The organism is Paraburkholderia sp. BGA-UO-ETr-F21 (assembly GCF_059567925.1).
In genome coordinates, this window is the sequence record NZ_JCAQOY010000029.1 from 431,239 (window position 1) to 446,878 (window position 15,640).

Annotated in this window: 14 protein-coding genes; 13 read left to right on the top strand and 1 reads right to left on the bottom strand. The window is 63.1% G+C overall.

The genetic code is table 11. The features are described 5' to 3' along the window. Window positions 1-458: 458 nt before the first annotated feature. From phaC to AC57B1_RS18455, 12 genes are all read left to right on the top strand, one after another. Window positions 459-2,285 (top strand): class I poly(R)-hydroxyalkanoic acid synthase, encoded by a 1,827-nt coding sequence (phaC, locus tag AC57B1_RS18400; RefSeq protein WP_408343419.1) that lies wholly within the window; start codon window positions 459-461, stop codon window positions 2,283-2,285. Between the two features lie 176 nt (window positions 2,286-2,461). Next, window positions 2,462-3,643, top strand: coding sequence for an acetyl-CoA C-acetyltransferase (locus tag AC57B1_RS18405; RefSeq protein ID WP_408343421.1), 1,182 nt, complete (start codon window positions 2,462-2,464; stop codon window positions 3,641-3,643). Between the two features lie 183 nt (window positions 3,644-3,826). Then, the gene (locus AC57B1_RS18410) at window positions 3,827-4,567 is read left to right on the top strand and encodes a 3-ketoacyl-ACP reductase (RefSeq protein ID WP_091794475.1); all 741 of its coding nucleotides are present in this window, start codon (window positions 3,827-3,829) and stop codon (window positions 4,565-4,567) included. Window positions 4,568-4,700: 133 nt separating this feature from the next. Continuing rightward, complete coding sequence (gene phaR / locus AC57B1_RS18415; protein ID WP_408343423.1) at window positions 4,701-5,330, top strand: polyhydroxyalkanoate synthesis repressor PhaR; 630 nt, start codon at window positions 4,701-4,703, stop codon at window positions 5,328-5,330. 294 nt (window positions 5,331-5,624) lie between these two features. Next, window positions 5,625-6,647 carry a tRNA dihydrouridine synthase gene (locus AC57B1_RS18420; protein ID WP_496418234.1) on the top strand — a complete coding sequence of 341 codons (1,023 nt, stop codon included), beginning with the start codon at window positions 5,625-5,627 and terminating at the stop codon, window positions 6,645-6,647. Window positions 6,648-6,728: 81 nt separating this feature from the next. Further along, window positions 6,729-8,114 carry a 30S ribosomal protein S12 methylthiotransferase RimO gene (rimO, locus tag AC57B1_RS18425; RefSeq protein ID WP_496418235.1) on the top strand — a complete coding sequence of 462 codons (1,386 nt, stop codon included), beginning with the start codon at window positions 6,729-6,731 and terminating at the stop codon, window positions 8,112-8,114. A gap of 3 nt (window positions 8,115-8,117) precedes the next feature. Continuing rightward, a complete protein-coding gene (locus AC57B1_RS18430; protein WP_408343427.1) occupies window positions 8,118-9,068 on the top strand; it encodes a sugar kinase in 951 nt (316 codons plus the stop codon). A 67-nt stretch (window positions 9,069-9,135) separates the two neighbouring features. Further along, the gene (bktB, locus tag AC57B1_RS18435; protein WP_496418236.1) at window positions 9,136-10,320 is read left to right on the top strand and encodes a beta-ketothiolase BktB; all 1,185 of its coding nucleotides are present in this window, start codon (window positions 9,136-9,138) and stop codon (window positions 10,318-10,320) included. Window positions 10,321-10,364: 44 nt separating this feature from the next. Then, entirely contained in the window at window positions 10,365-11,006 is a 642-nt protein-coding gene (locus tag AC57B1_RS18440) for a hypothetical protein (protein ID WP_496418237.1), read from the top strand. A 142-nt stretch (window positions 11,007-11,148) separates the two neighbouring features. After that, window positions 11,149-12,333, top strand: a complete 1,185-nt coding sequence (locus AC57B1_RS18445; protein WP_496418238.1) for a cystathionine beta-lyase — start codon at window positions 11,149-11,151, stop codon at window positions 12,331-12,333. 194 nt (window positions 12,334-12,527) lie between these two features. Next, on the top strand, window positions 12,528-12,977 hold the full coding sequence (locus AC57B1_RS18450) for a hypothetical protein (RefSeq protein ID WP_408483731.1): 450 nt from the start codon (window positions 12,528-12,530) through the stop codon (window positions 12,975-12,977). A gap of 49 nt (window positions 12,978-13,026) precedes the next feature. Next, a complete protein-coding gene (locus AC57B1_RS18455) occupies window positions 13,027-13,158 on the top strand; it encodes a hypothetical protein (RefSeq protein WP_286161944.1) in 132 nt (43 codons plus the stop codon). A gap of 75 nt (window positions 13,159-13,233) precedes the next feature. On the opposite strand, the gene serB is transcribed toward AC57B1_RS18455, so the two are convergent. Continuing rightward, on the bottom strand, window positions 13,234-14,073 hold the full coding sequence (serB, locus tag AC57B1_RS18460) for a phosphoserine phosphatase SerB (RefSeq protein ID WP_091794455.1): 840 nt from the start codon (window positions 14,071-14,073) through the stop codon (window positions 13,234-13,236). 294 nt (window positions 14,074-14,367) lie between these two features. Between serB and AC57B1_RS18465 the strand changes: the two genes are divergently transcribed. After that, window positions 14,368-15,606 carry a cytochrome P450 gene (locus AC57B1_RS18465; RefSeq protein ID WP_496418239.1) on the top strand — a complete coding sequence of 413 codons (1,239 nt, stop codon included), beginning with the start codon at window positions 14,368-14,370 and terminating at the stop codon, window positions 15,604-15,606. Window positions 15,607-15,640: the final 34 nt, after the last annotated feature.

The window sequence follows — 15,640 nt, forward strand, 5'->3', positions numbered from 1 at the left end:
GTTTTTGCTGCGCTGCCGGAATTGCCTGAGATGCGTGAATCTGCCGCGCAAACTGTTCGCAGGCGAACGGATAAGTGCGCATAAACCTATGCAATATGGGAGCTTTTTTCGTTCGCGGCTGCATTGAATCATGCCTGTCCTAAAAGCGCGATCTGCTACACAGGGAAAACGATAATTAAAAAACTATCGCACTGCGGCAAAATCGGGAACAAGCATTGACATGCCTTGCGATGGGGAGCAAGAATGTTCCTCACGGATCCTCGTACAAGGGACAGGGCGTGACGAGGTCGCGAGCAATTGCTCACGTGCGCACGAACCTGCCTCTCAACCCGTCCGCAAGGACTTACCGGTCAAAAGCAGGCATGGCAGCATCACATACCTCAGCTTCCCCCAAGACGGACTCCTCGACGGAGAACACGCAGCAGGCCGGTACGAGCGGTGCAGCGCCGGCCCCTGGGATGCAGCAGCTGTTCGACGCCTGGATGGGCGCCTGGCGCTCGCTTGGCACGCCACCCGGCGGCAACGGCATGCCTTTCCCGATGCCTCAAATGCCGCTTCCCATGCCGTTCCAGATACCGCAAGCAGGTCTGCCGCAAATGCCGTCGTTTCCGGGCATGCCGGACTTCAGCAAACTGGCGGCCGGAGCGATGCCGGCCATGCCGTCTTTCGCCGGTCTGAACATACCGAGCGCAGCCATTCCCTCCGAGCGACTGCAGAAGCTGCAGGCTGACTATTCGCGCGAGGCAATGGAGTTGATCCAGCAAGCCACCACGTCCGCAACCAAAGCGCCCGAACTGAAGGATCGCCGCTTCAGTTCCGACGCATGGAGTGCGGCGCCGGCCTACGCATTCACTGCCGCCTGGTATCTGTTGAACGCGCGCTATCTGCAGGAAATGGTCGACGCGCTCGACACGGAACCCAAGGTGCGTGAGCGTATCCGTTTCGCTGTCCAGCAGTGGACCGCGGCGGCGTCGCCGAGCAACTTCTTCGCCCTGAATCCGGAAGCGCAAAAGACCTTGCTGGACAGCAAGGGCGAGAGCTTGCGCCAGGGCGTGATGAACCTGCTCACCGACTTGCAGCGCGGCAAGATTTCGCAGACCGACGAATCGGGTTTCGTGGTCGGCGAGAACCTTGCCAACACCGAAGGCTCGGTGGTGTTCGAAAACGACCTGATGCAGGTGATCCAGTACAAGCCGCGCACGGCGACCGTGCGCGAACGGCCGCTGCTCATCGTGCCGCCTTGCATCAACAAGTTCTACATTCTCGATCTGCAACCGGAGAATTCGCTGGTTGCCCACGGACTCGATTCAGGGCATCAGGTGTTCCTGATTTCGTGGCGCAACGCGGATCAATCCATCGCGCATAAGACGTGGGACGACTATATCGGTGAAGGCGTGCTCACCGCCATTGAGACGGTGAGCAAGATCAGCGGTCGCGAGCAGATCAATACGCTCGGCTTCTGCGTGGGCGGCACGATGCTCGCCACGGCGCTGGCGGTGGCCGCGGCGCGCGGCGAACATCCGGCTGCGTCCATGACGCTGCTCACCGCCATGCTCGATTTCTCGGACACGGGCGTGCTCGACGTGTTCGTCGACGAGGCGCATGTGCAGATGCGCGAGCAGACCATCGGCGGCAAGAACGGTGCGCCTGGACTGATGCGCGGCATCGAATTCGCCAACACGTTCTCGTTCCTGCGCCCGAATGATCTGGTGTGGAACTACGTCGTCGACAATTACCTCAAAGGGCGCACGCCGGTTCCGTTCGACCTGCTCTACTGGAACAGCGACTCGACCAGCCTGCCGGGCCCGATGTACGTCTGGTATTTGCGCAATACGTACCTCGAAAATCGTCTGCGCGAGCCGGGTGCGTTGACCACCTGCGGCGAGCCGGTCGACCTGTCGAAGATCGACGTGCCCACCTTCATCTACGGGTCACGCGAGGACCATATCGTGCCGTGGCAAACGGCGTACGCGTCGGTGCCGCTGCTCAGCGGGCCGTTGAAGTTCGTGCTCGGCGCGTCGGGCCACATTGCCGGCGTGATCAATCCGCCCGCGAAGAAGAAGCGCAATTTCTGGATGCTGGAAGGTGAGGTCAAAACGCTGCCGGAGAATGCCGAGGAATGGCTCGATCAGGCGACCGAAGTGCCTGGCAGCTGGTGGCCCGAATGGACCACATGGCTCGATCAGTACGGCGGCAAGAAGGTGAAGCCGCGGGCCTCTGCAGGCTCGGCGGAATTCCCGGTGATCGAGCCGGCGCCCGGACGTTATGTACGGCAACGGGAGTAGGTTTGAGCTTGCTCCACGGCGCGGCCCTTTGCGCTGTGAACGAGCGTCCGGCTGAGCTGGCGCGCTGAGTTGACGCGCTGAGTTGACGCGTAAACCTGGCGCATAAGCAGAAGCAACGAGATTTTTAACTTGACGGGCTGCGGCGCATTTGGCCGACTCGCCCGGAGGATATGGAAATGACTGATGTTGTGATCGTATCGGCCGCCCGTACGGCAGTTGGCAAATTTGGTGGGTCGCTGGCGAAGATCGCCGCACCCGATCTCGGCGCCACGGTGATTCGCGCGGTACTCGAGCGAGCAGGGCTGAAGCCCGAGCAGGTGAGCGAAGTGATCCTGGGTCAGGTGCTGACGGCAGGCTCGGGCCAGAATCCGGCGCGTCAGTCGCTGATCAAGGCGGGCTTGCCGAACGCCGTGCCCGCCATGACGATCAACGTGGTGTGCGGCTCGGGCCTGAAGGCCGTGATGCTGGCGGCCAACGCGATCATCGCGGGCGACGCCGATATCGTGGTGGCCGGCGGTCAGGAAAACATGAGCGCGGCGCCGCACGTGCTGCCGGGCTCGCGCGACGGTTTCCGCATGGGTGACGCGAAGCTGGTCGACTCGATGATCGTCGACGGCCTGTGGGACGTCTACAACCAGTACCACATGGGCGTGACGGCGGAAAACGTCGCCAAGGAATACGGCATCACGCGCGAGCAGCAGGACGCGTTCGCGGCGCTGTCGCAGAACAAGGCGGAAGCCGCGCAGAAAGCGGGCCGTTTCGACGACGAAATCGTGCCGGTCGAGATTCCGCAACGCAAGGGCGAGCCGCTGCGTTTCGCGACCGACGAGTTCGTGCGCCATGGTGTGACGGCTGAATCGCTCGCAGGCCTGAAGCCGGCTTTCTCGAAGGAAGGTTCGGTCACGGCGGCCAATGCGTCGGGTCTGAACGACGGTGCGGCGGCCGTGCTGGTGATGTCGGCGAAGAAGGCGGAGGCGCTCGGCCTCAAGCCGCTCGCGCGCATCAAGGCGTACGCCACCTCGGGTCTGGATCCGAAGGTGATGGGCATGGGCCCGGTGCCGGCCTCGCGCCGTTGTCTCGAACGCGCGGGCTGGACGCCGGCCGATCTGGACCTGATGGAAATCAACGAAGCGTTCGCCGCGCAGGCATGTGCAGTGAATCAGCAGATGGGCTGGGACACGTCGAAGATCAACGTGAACGGCGGCGCGATTGCGATCGGCCATCCGATCGGCGCGTCCGGCTGCCGGATTCTCGTCACGCTGCTGCACGAAATGCAGAAGCGCGATGCGAAGAAGGGTTTGGCGTCGCTGTGTATCGGCGGCGGCATGGGTGTGGCGCTGGCGCTTGAGCGCGCTTGAGTATCGCCGCGTGACCGACGCCACAGGCGTTGGTCGCGTGGCAAACGGAGCGTTGCCGCGCGTGTCATGCGCGCGGTCAGCGGTGGCCTCGTCGGCCGGTCGCCCGGCGGCTGCGGAGATGAAGCACAGACGAGGGAAGAGGCGGCCGGTCGGTGCCTCGAAAACGATAACGGAGTGTAGTTTATGACACAGCGAATTGCGTACGTAACGGGCGGGATGGGTGGCATCGGCACGAGCATTTGCCAGCGGCTGCACAAAGAGGGCTTCAAGGTCGTCGCGGGCTGCGGCCCGAATTCGCCGCGCCGTGTGAAGTGGCTCGAAGAGCAGAAGGCGCTGGGCTTCGATTTCATCGCGTCCGAAGGCAACGTCGGCGATTGGGAGTCGACCAAGAATGCGTTCGACAAGGTCAAGGCCGAAGTTGGCGAGATCGACGTGCTGGTGAACAACGCGGGCATTACGCGCGACGTCGTGTTCCGCAAGATGACCCACGAAGACTGGACGGCGGTGATCGACACCAACCTGACCAGCCTCTTCAACGTCACCAAGCAGGTGATCGACGGCATGGTCGAGCGTGGCTTTGGCCGCATCATCAACATTTCGTCGGTGAACGGCCAGAAGGGCCAGTTCGGCCAGACCAACTACTCGACCGCGAAGGCCGGCATTCACGGCTTCACGATGTCGCTGGCGCAGGAAGTGGCTACCAAGGGCGTGACGGTCAACACCGTGTCGCCGGGCTACATCGGCACCGATATGGTCAAGTCGATCCGCCCCGACGTGCTGGAAAAGATCATCGCGACGATTCCGGTGCGCCGTCTGGGTCAGCCGCAGGAAATCGGCTCGATCGTGGCATGGCTGGCATCGGAAGAATCGGGTTTCTCCACGGGTGCTGATTTTTCGCTGAACGGCGGATTGCATATGGGCTGAGTCACGGGCGCGCCGCTCACGAGGTGGTGCGCTTCGGCTCAGATGGTTCGGCGGCGTCTCGATTGCGCGATGACCAGATTGCGCAGCCGGTATGACGCCGTTTCCGCGCTCGACTTGCGCTCAAAGGCGTTACATGACCACTACTACAAAGAAAACAGCCGAACGACTGATCAAGAAATATCCGAATCGTCGGCTCTACGATACCGAGACAAGCACGTACATCACGCTGACGGACGTCAAGCAGCTCGTGTTGGATCAGGAGGATTTCAAGGTCATCGATGCGAAGAGCAACGAGGATCTGACGCGCGCCATCCTGTTGCAGATCATTCTCGAAGAGGAAAGCGGCGGCTTGCCGATGTTCTCGTCGTCGATGCTCTCGCAGATCATCCGTTTCTACGGTCATGCGATGCAGGGCATGATGGGCACGTATCTGGAAAAGAACATCCAGGCCTTCATCGACATTCAGGCGAAGCTCGCCGACCAGTCGAAGAATCTGTACGAAGGCAAGGCCATGAATCCCGAGGTCTGGTCGCAGTTCATGAACATGCAGGCGCCGATGATGCAGGGCATGATGACCAGCTACATCGAACAGTCGAAGAACATGTTCGTGCAGATGCAGGAGCAGATGCAGAATCAGGCGAAGTCGATGTTCGCTACTTTCCCGTTTACGCCGGGCGGCGCGGCCAACGTGGCCGGTGCCGGCAATGTACCGGCTACTCCGCAAGGCAACCCTCAGGGTAATCCGGAGCCGGAGAAGAAGTAAGGGCGGGGGGGCTCAAGCTAGTGGTGTTTCCACGCGTTGGGGCGCCATACGGGGCCACCCGGGGCCACCGCCCTCAACAGGTGAGTAACGGCGCAGCCTGCGCGCCGATGCGGAGGGCACGGCTGCGACCGTAAGGCGCCGGCGCGGTACAATCGGCGGCTGCGTGTGTGGGGCATTTTCTTCGGAGAGGGCGCTCTGGCCGCCGACTCCCCCCATTCCCACGGTCGATCTCATGTTTCATCACTGCCCCAGTCGCCCTTTGGAAACCCGCCACCTCCCGGCGCCCGTTTCCGCATGAGCCGGCTCTTTCTCGCCCCCATGGAAGGGCTCGCTGACTACGTGTTGCGCGACGTGCTGACCGGCATGGGCGGATTCGACGGATGCGTGTCCGAGTTCGTCCGGGTGACGGGCTCTCTGCTTCCCGGCCGGGTCTACGAAAGGGAAGCCCCCGAAGTGCTCGACGGCGCCTACACCCGCGCCGGTACGCCGATGGTGATCCAGTTGCTCGGCAGCGATCCCGAATGGATGGCGCTGAACGCGGCGCACGCGGCCACCTTGTCACCGCACGGCATCGACCTGAACTTCGGCTGTCCCGCCAAGGTGGTCAATCAGCACGGCGGCGGTGCCATGCTGCTGGCCGACCCTGAACAACTGAACCGGATCGTGTCGTCGGTTCGGGCTGCGGTGCCTGCCGGCATCGCCGTGACGGCCAAAATGCGCCTTGGCGTCTCCGACACGTCGCTGGCGATCGACTGCGCGGTCGCCCTCGCGGAAGGCGGCGCCGCCTCGCTCGTCGTGCACGCGAGGACGCGCGATCATGGCTACCGGCCGCCGGCTCACTGGGAGTGGATCGCGCGTATCGATTCGGCCGTGGACGTGCCGGTTATCGCGAACGGAGAAGTCTGGACGGTGGCCGACTGGGAGCGCTGCCGCGCTGTCAGCGGTTGTGCGGACGTGATGCTCGGGCGGGGCGCCGTATCGGACCCGTTCCTCGCGCTCAGGATACGCGGCCTGATGGACCGGTCCCCATCCGAAGGGGAATGGCATCAGGTGCTTCGTCACATGGCCGGCTATCTGCGGAAACTACAGGCCCGCGTCGCCTCCCGTCACGAGCACGGACGCGTCAAGAAGTGGCTCAGCTACCTGCAGCGCACCTGGCCGCAGGCGTCCGAACTGCATGCGGCGATACGCCGGGTGCAGGATTCGCACGAAATTCTGGCGACGATCGAGCACGCTTTGGGATTCGATAAATTAATCGCGCCACATCAGTCCAAGTCTGCCGGCCGACTCGATCCGGCGCACGCCGCGGCCAGTTGAAGGCGGAAATTCAAAGACTTACGAGCGGCAGCCGTGGCGAACCGCTACAATTCAGGGTTTAACGTCTTCAAGCGGTTCCCCATGTCTGCCACCCCCCCGATTGCCCCGAATGCCACGCCGAAGGTTGGCTTTGTCTCGCTCGGCTGCCCGAAAGCCCTGGTTGATTCCGAGCAGATCATCACCCAACTGCGCGCCGAAGGTTACGAGATTTCCGGCACGTACGACGGCGCGGACCTCGTGGTCGTCAACACCTGCGGCTTCATCGACGAAGCGGTGCAGGAAAGCCTCGACGCGATCGGCGAAGCGCTCAACGAAAATGGCAAGGTGATCGTGACCGGCTGCCTCGGTGCCAAGAAGAGCGCGAGCGGCTCGGGGCTGGTCGAAGAAGTGCATCCCAAGGTGCTGGCCGTGACCGGTCCGCACGCGCTCGGCGAAGTCATGCAGCACGTGCACACCCATCTGCCGAAGCCGCACGATCCGTTCGTCGATCTGGTGCCGGCCGCCGGCGTGAAGCTCACGCCGCGCCACTACGCGTACCTGAAGATTTCCGAAGGCTGCAATCACCGCTGCACGTTCTGCATCATCCCGTCCATGCGCGGCGACCTGGTGTCGCGTCCCGTCGCCGACGTGATGCTCGAAGCGGAAAATCTGTTCAAGTCGGGCGTGAAGGAACTGCTGGTGATTTCGCAGGACACGAGCGCGTATGGCGTCGACGTCAAATACCGCACCGGTTTCTGGAACGGCAAGCCGATCAAGACGCGCATGACCGACCTCGTCGGCGCGCTCGGCGAACTCGCCGCGCAATACGGCGCATGGGTGCGTCTGCATTACGTGTATCCGTATCCGAGCGTGGACGAAGTGATCCCGATGATGGCCGAAGGCCCGTTCAAGGGCCACGTGCTGCCGTATCTCGACGTGCCGTTCCAGCACGCGCATCCGGAAGTCCTGAAGCGCATGAAGCGCCCGGCCAACGCCGAGAAGGTGATGGAGCGCGTGAAGAAGTGGCGCGAGATGTGCCCGGATCTGACCATCCGCAGCACGTTCATCGCCGGCTTCCCCGGTGAGACCGAAGAGCAGTTCCAGACGCTGCTCGATTTCATCCGCGAAGCGGAACTCGACCGCGTCGGCTGCTTTGCGTACTCGCCGGTCGAAGGCGCAACGGCCAACGAACTCGACGGTGCATTGCCCGACGAAGTGCGCGAAGAGCGCCGCGCGCGTTTCATGGAAGTCGCCGAGGAAGTGTCGGCCAAACGTATCGCGAAGAAGGTCGGCAAGACACTGAAGGTGCTGGTCGACGAGATCAACGCGGACGGCGGCATTGGCCGCACCGCGGCGGACGCGCCGGAGATCGACGGCGTCGTGTATATCGCGCCGGCTGCCAAGGCGTCCAAGCGCTACAAGGTCGGCGATTTTGTGTCGGTGAAGATCACCGGCGCCGACGGTCACGACCTGTGGGGCGAGGTTTAAGCAATGGCGGCAAGCATGCCTGCAACGCCGGAAGTTCAGCGCCCCGACATCCTCGCGCTCGGCGAGGCGATGATCGAGTTCAACCAGTCGGCCAAAGACGAGCCGAACTACCTGCAAGGCTTCGGCGGCGATACCTCGAATTTCTGTATCGCAGCCGCCCGGCAAGGCGCGAAGACGGGTTTCGTCTCCGCGGTCGGTGCGGATCATTTCGGGCGTTTGCTGGTTGATCTGTGGGAACGTGAACAGGTGGATACGGCGCTGGTGCGGGTCGATCCGCACGCGCCTACCGGCGTGTATTTCGTGTCCCACGGTCCGAATGGCCACGCGTTCGACTATCTGCGCGCAGGTTCGGCCGCGAGCCGCTATGCACCGCACGATCTGCCGCTCGAGGCGATTGCCGCGGCCAAGGTGATTCATCTGTCCGGCATCAGCCTCGCGATCAGCCTGAGTGCCTGCGACGCGGCGCTCGAAGCGATCGCGCATGCGCGCGCCAATGGCGTGCGCGTGAGCTTCGACACCAATCTTCGCCTGAAGCTGTGGCCGCTCGCGCGGGCGCGCGCGGTGATGCTCGAAGCCATTCGCCAGACCGACATCTGCCTGCCAAGCTGGGACGATGTCACCGAACTCACGGGTCTGACCGGCCGTGACGAGATCGTCGATTTCCTGCTGTCGCACGGTCCGCGCGTGGTCGCGCTCAAGCTTGGCAAGGAAGGCTCATATATCGCCACGCCGAACGAACGGCGTGTGGTGCCGGGCCACGTCGTCAACGCGGTCGATGCAACCGGCGCGGGCGACTGCTTCGGCGGCGCGTTCATCGCGCGGATCGTGGCGGGTGACGATCCGTTTGCGGCGGCACGTTATGCGAACGTCGCCGCGGCGCTGTCCACGCAAGGTTACGGCGCGGTGGCGCCGATTCCTTCGCGCGCAACAGTCGAACAACTTCTGGCGGGCTGAACACGGGCGTTGCGACGCGGGCCCGCCGAGGCAAAATCATCCTGAGAGACTAAAGAAGGAGCGAGCGATGCAACGAGACGTAGTGGTGGTTAGCGGTGTGCGCACGGCAATTGGCGCTTTCGGCGGCAGTCTGAAGGATTTTTCGCCGACCGATCTCGGCGCACGCGTCGTGCGTGAAGCGCTGGCCCGCGCCAGCGTGTCGGGCGACGAAGTCGGCCATGTGGTGTTCGGCAACGTCGTGCATACCGAAGCAAAAGACATGTATCTGGCGCGCGTGGCGGCGATCAACGGCGGTGTCGCGCAACACGCGCCGGCCTTGACCGTGAACCGCCTGTGCGGCTCCGGCCTGCAGGCCATTGTCTCCGCCGCGCAAAGCGTGCTCCTCGGCGACGCCGACATCGCCATTGGTGGCGGCGCGGAAAACATGAGCCGCGCGCCTTATTCCATGCCTGCCGCGCGCTTCGGTCAGCGCATGGGCGACGCGCGCCTCGTCGACATGATGGTCGGCGCGCTGAACGATCCGTTCCAGGCGATCCACATGGGCGTGACTGCCGAGAACGTCGCGCGCAAGTACGACATCTCGCGTGAAACGCAGGACGCACTCGCGCTCGAATCGCATCGCCGCGCGGCCAACGCGATCACGAATGGCTACTTCAAGGAACAGATCCTGCCGATCACGATCCCGTCGAAAAAAGGCGACGTCGTGTTCGACACGGACGAGCACGCGCGCATGAACGCATCGGCTGAAGATTTCTCCAAGCTGAAACCCGTGTTCGTGAAAGAGAACGGCACGGTGACGGCCGGCAACGCGTCGGGCATCAACGACGCCGCCGCGGCCGTGGTGCTGATGGAGCGCAGCGTCGCTGAACAGCGGGGCATCAAGCCGCTGGCGCGCCTCGTGTCGTATGCGCATGCAGGCGTCGATCCGGCGTACATGGGCATCGGCCCGGTGCCGGCCACTCGCCGCGCGTTGGAGCGGGCCGGCCTGACGGTCGCCGACCTCGACGTGATCGAGGCGAACGAAGCGTTCGCCGCGCAGGCCTGCGCGGTCAGCAAGGAGCTGGGCTTCGATCCCGCCAAGGTCAATCCGAACGGCTCGGGCATTTCTCTCGGCCACCCGATCGGCGCGACTGGTGCGCTCATCACCGTCAAGGCGCTGTATGAATTGCAGCGGATCGGCGGCCGCTATGCGCTGGTCACGATGTGCATTGGCGGCGGGCAGGGTATTGCGGCGATCTTCGAACGGATCTGAAGCGCTGCGCGTAGCGGCAGTATCGAGCAATAAGGAACGAACGGATGCGGGAACTGAAAGCGATGAAGGGTGCCATGCGTCGGCGCGGTTGGGCAATAGCGACCATTGCCGCGTTGCTGTGTGCGGGCGCGACGGTGGTGATGCCCGCCCAGGCATGGGCGGAAAGCGACGCGGTGAAGGAGTTGGCGGCACCCGCGCCGATCCAGTTGCCGCTCAAGCCCAGTGCTGAATTCGCGAAGTTCCCACGCTACGCCGGCATGCTGGGCTCGCGCCAGATCGTGCTGAAGCTCGGCCCGAAATCCGACGATCCTGCCGGTGTGCACGGCGAGTATCAGTACACGGACACCGGCGAAGTGATCCTGATCGCCGGCGACCGCGACGGCGACACGCTCGAAGTCGAGGAATCGAACGACGGCACCCATATCACCGGTAACTGGGTCGGCAAGTTCGCGGCAGACGGCTCGGTGGCGGGCGACCGCATGAACGTCGACGATTCCGACCCGCAGCCATTCGATCTCAAGCCGTTGGCGGCAGGGCAGGCGGTGCCGCCGCCCGGCGCGCCGGCGAGCGCGGCGAACAAGGCCGCGACCCAGCCTTCCGCAGGCGCATCCACGGCTCCGGCTCCGGCAACTGCCGCTGGTGGCCACGCCGTCGGCGGCGTCAGCAACTTGCAAACCGGCGAGTGAACCTCGCCATGCGGGCTTCCTCGGCCCGCCGACTCGCGCTGTCCGATAAGCGAAATCCAACCGGCTCGGCTAATCTTGCGTGTGCGGCGCGCCCCGAATTCGCGTGCCCTCCGTTTCCGTCAGATTCTCTCCGAAACACACCATGACCCAATCCAAACTCCAACGCGATCTGCAAACCCGTATCGTGCGTGCCGAAGACCAGCTCACGCCGGGCTTCGAATCATTCTCGATGCCGGTCACGCGGGCTTCGACGGTCGTGTTCCCCGATCTCGCGACCATGCGTGCGCTCGACTGGAAAAACGACGCGCAATGGCGCTACGGCCTGCATGCCACGCCGACTTCGCTTGCGCTGGCGCAGCGCCTCGCCACCATCGAGGGCGGCAATCACGCGTTGTTGCAGCCGTCGGGCTTGTCGTCGATTTCGAATGTGTATTTCGGCCTCGTCAAGTCAGGCGACGACGTGCTGATTCCCGATAACGTCTATTCGCCGAACCGCGATCACGGCGATTGGCTGGCGCGCGATTTTGGCGTCACCGTGCGCTATTACGATCCGATGATCGGCGCGGGCATCGCCGATCTGATCCGGCCGACTACGCGACTCATCTGGCTCGAAGCGCCCGGCTCGGTGACGATGGAAGTCGCCGACGTGCCCGCTATCACCGCCGTGGCACGCGCACGCAACGTCGTCACCGCCATCGACAATACGTGGTCTGCGGGGCTCGGTTTCCGGCCGTTCGATCATGGCGTCGATATTTCGGTGCAGGCGTTGACCAAATATCAGTCGGGCGGTGGCGATGTGTTGATGGGCGCGACCATTACCGTCGATCGCGAACTGCACCTGAAGCTGAAGGCGGCGCGTATGCGCATGGGCATCGGGGTCTCGTCGGACGACTGTTCGCTGATCCTGCGCAGTCTGCCGACCATGCAGTTGCGTTTCGAGCAGCATGATCGCGCGGCGCTCGGATTGGCCAAATGGTTGAAGACGCGGCTGGAAATTGCCGCCGTGTTGCACCCGGCGCTGCCGGACTGTCCGGGGCACGAGTTTTTCAAGCGCGACTTCACGGGCGCGGGCGGGCTCTTTTCAGTTGTGTTCGACGGCCGCTACAGCCCGGCTCAAATCGACACGTTCTGCGAGTCGCTCGAACTGTTCTCGCTCGGCTGGAGCTGGGGCGGCGCGCACAGCCTTGCAATGCCGTATGACGTCGCGTCGATGCGCACCGCGGGGCAATGGCCGCATCGCGGCACCTTGGTGCGGTTCTATATCGGTCTCGAAACCGAAGCCGATCTGCGCGCGGATATCGAGCAGTCGCTGGCCGCGCTGGGTTGAACGTTCCAGGCGACGTTTTTTCGTAGAATCAGTGAGCCCGTCGGGACATTTTTCCGGCGGGCTTTTTTGTTGTCACTCTATTGTTGTCACGATAGCCAGTAAGCCTAACCATTCGGCTGAATGTTCAGCATGATATCCCGACGCTACGATGGCGTGCATTCCAACTCAAGGTTGCCGCACCATGGTGAGCTTCGATGAATCTTTTCTTCTGGATGTTGCTGAATCTCGGCGTGCCGATCATCGGCCCGATCTTTACGCTAACCCTTGTCGCGCCCGCGCACGGTTGGCGCGTGGCAAAGGCGCTGATTGCCGGCTCGGTGAAAGACGGTCAACTGTTCTGGTGTGCGATCGGCCTGCTTGCTTCCGCGGTTTATGAGGCGGTGACGGCGCTGGAGCGGGGCCGTGGTGAGGCGTCGGTTCTGGCGTACTGGGTGGCTGGACTGTGTGTGATGGCGTTCACCTGTTCGAGCCTCGTAATGTCGGGGCTGGTCAATCCACATTCCAGGCGAGCAAGGCAGGGAGCGCCGCGGCGAAACAGCTTATTTGCTGATGGAAGCTTTTCGCCCACCGAGATCGTCCTCTCCGTTTTCTTCACGGTGATTGCCGCAGCTTTATTAGCATCCCTACATGTGCAGTTGATCTAGATTTTTTAGATAGTGCAGCATTTATACTGATCCTCTCAAGGAGGCAATCATGAAGAAATTCTCGTTGTGGCTGGTGTCCGAGAAAATTTACCCGCGCTTTTTGATGTGGATCACGATCATCGCAAGCCTCGATGCGATTAGCCTTATGTTGACGCTTTCAACGGGCATTGTGAAAAAATAGTGCCATGGCTGGCGCTGGCCGCCATTGCATCGGTCAGCGCATCAAACAGCCTTCGAACAGGTATCAGAACAGGTATCAGAACAGCCGCAGCAACCCGTCCAACCCCACATGGTTGAACGCCACGCTTGCCGCTTCGCGCACCACCGGCTTCGCACGGAACGCAACGGAGAGACCGGCTTCAGCCATCATCTTCAGATCGTTCGAGCCATCGCCCATGGCAATCGAGCGGCCTGGTTCAACGCCCAATTGCGCGCATGTTTCGCGGAGCGTGCGGGCTTTGACATCTGCGTTGACGATCTCGCCGATCACCTTGCCGGTCAGTTTGCCGTCCACGATTTCAAGCGTGTTCGCGCGCGTGAAATCGAGTCCGAGACGCGCTCTCAGTTTTTCGGTGAAGAACGTGAATCCGCCCGACACCAGCAGCGTTTTCAAACCAGCCGCCTTCGCGCCCGCCAGCATCTGCTCAGCGCCCGGCGAGAGTTTCAGCCGCTCTTCGTACACCCGTTCGAGCGCGCTTGCGTCGAGGCCTTTGAGCAGCGCCACGCGGCGCGTCAGGCTTTCGTTGAAGTCCTTGATTTCGCCGCGCATTGCGGCCTCGGTGATCGCGGACACTTCGCTTTTCAATCCGCAGAAGTCCGCGATTTCGTCAATGCATTCAATGGTGATCAGCGTCGAATCCATGTCCATCGCCACCAGCCCGAAGTCGCGCAGTTGGCGGCCGGCTTCGACAAACGCGTAGTCCAGTTGATGGGTGCCGCAATAGACGTCGAGGTCGCCACGTTGAGCGACGCTTGCGTCGGCAATGCGAATCGCGTTGGCGTCGATGACGCTGGCGTGCGAACCGCGCGCGAGCGCGACGAGCGTTTTTTGATGGTCGGCGGAAAGGGGCGCAGGGCTTTGAATGACGAGGTTCATGGACGACGACGCAATGACGCAGGAAAGGACGGGCGCGCGGCGCGCGCGGAAAATCCCGTTATTGTAACGGTTCGCCGGTCGGCATCGCCTCTCGCGCTCCGCTGGAACTGCCGGAGGCGCCACCGTGCATTGCGCCGTGCAATCCGCCGGCGCGCGGTTCATACTGGCGCATCGAACGACGCCTCGCAGCCAATACACGCACCGGCCGTCCCATTCGCGCCTTCGCGAGGCGCAATGGCCGGCCCGCGAATGCACCGGCACCCTTGACGAGGCGCACTACCACGGAGACAACGCATGCCCCAGGCGACCGCCGGCGACGCATCCACTCTTGCGCGCGACTTCGATCTGCGCCACCTGAATCCCGCTTTCTATGCCGATCCCTATCCGGTTTATCACGCATTGCGCACCCACGAACCGGTCAAGCGCATGCCGGACGGCTCGCTGTTTCTAACGCGGTTTCGCGACGTCCAGGCGGTTTACCGGGATCCGAAGACTTTCAGCTCCGACAAGACCGTCGAATTCAAGCCGAAATACGGCGATTCGCCGCTCTACGCGCATCACACCACGAGTCTTGTATTCAACGATCCTCCGCGCCATACGCGTGTGCGCAAGCTGATCGCCGGTGCGCTGACGGCGCGCGCCATCGCGGCCATGGAGCCGGGTCTGGTGCGCCTCGTCGACGGCTTGCTCGATGCCGCCGCCGAACGCGGCCGGATCGACCTGATCGCCGAGTTCGCGTCGGCGATTCCGGTCGAGATCATCGGCAATCTGCTGGACGTGCCGCATGCGGAGCGCGAGCCGTTGCGTGACTGGTCGCTCGCGATACTCGGCGCGCTCGAGCCGTCGCTCACCGAGGCGCAACTCGAGCGGGGCAATCGCGCGGTGAGCGAATTCGTCGACTATCTGCGCGATCTGGTCGCGCGACGCCGCCGCGAGCCGGGCGATCCGCAACATGACGTACTGACGCGCCTGATCCAGGGCGAAGAGGGCGGCGAGCAGCTGTCCGAAGCGGAGTTGCTGCAAAACTGCATTTTCATTCTGAACGCGGGACATGAGACGACCACGAATCTGATCGGCAACGGACTCGTCACGCTGACGCAATGGCCGCAAGAGCGTGCGGCGTTGCTGCGCGAGCCGTCGCTGATCGGAACGGCGGTGGAGGAATGTCTGCGCTTCGAGAGTTCGAATCAGCTGGGCAACCGCATGGCGACCGTCGACACCGAGATCGGCGGCATCGCGGTGGCGCGCGGCACGCCGGTTACGCTGTGCATCGGCGCGGCCAATCGCGATCCGGAACAGTTCGAGGATCCGGATCGCTTCGACATCCGCCGTGATCCGAACCGGCACCTGGCGTTCGGCTTCGGCATTCATCAGTGCGCCGGGTTGTCGCTCGCGCGACTCGAGGCGCGCATTGCGATTGGCCGGTTGGTGCAGCGCTTTCCGGCGTATCGTCTGAACGGCGAGCCGACGCGCGGCGGGCGAGTGCGGTTTCGAGGCTTCGCCGCGGTGCCGATCGAGCTTGAGGCCGTTTGAGCTGGCTTGAATCGCCTTAAGCTGGCAGAAGCCT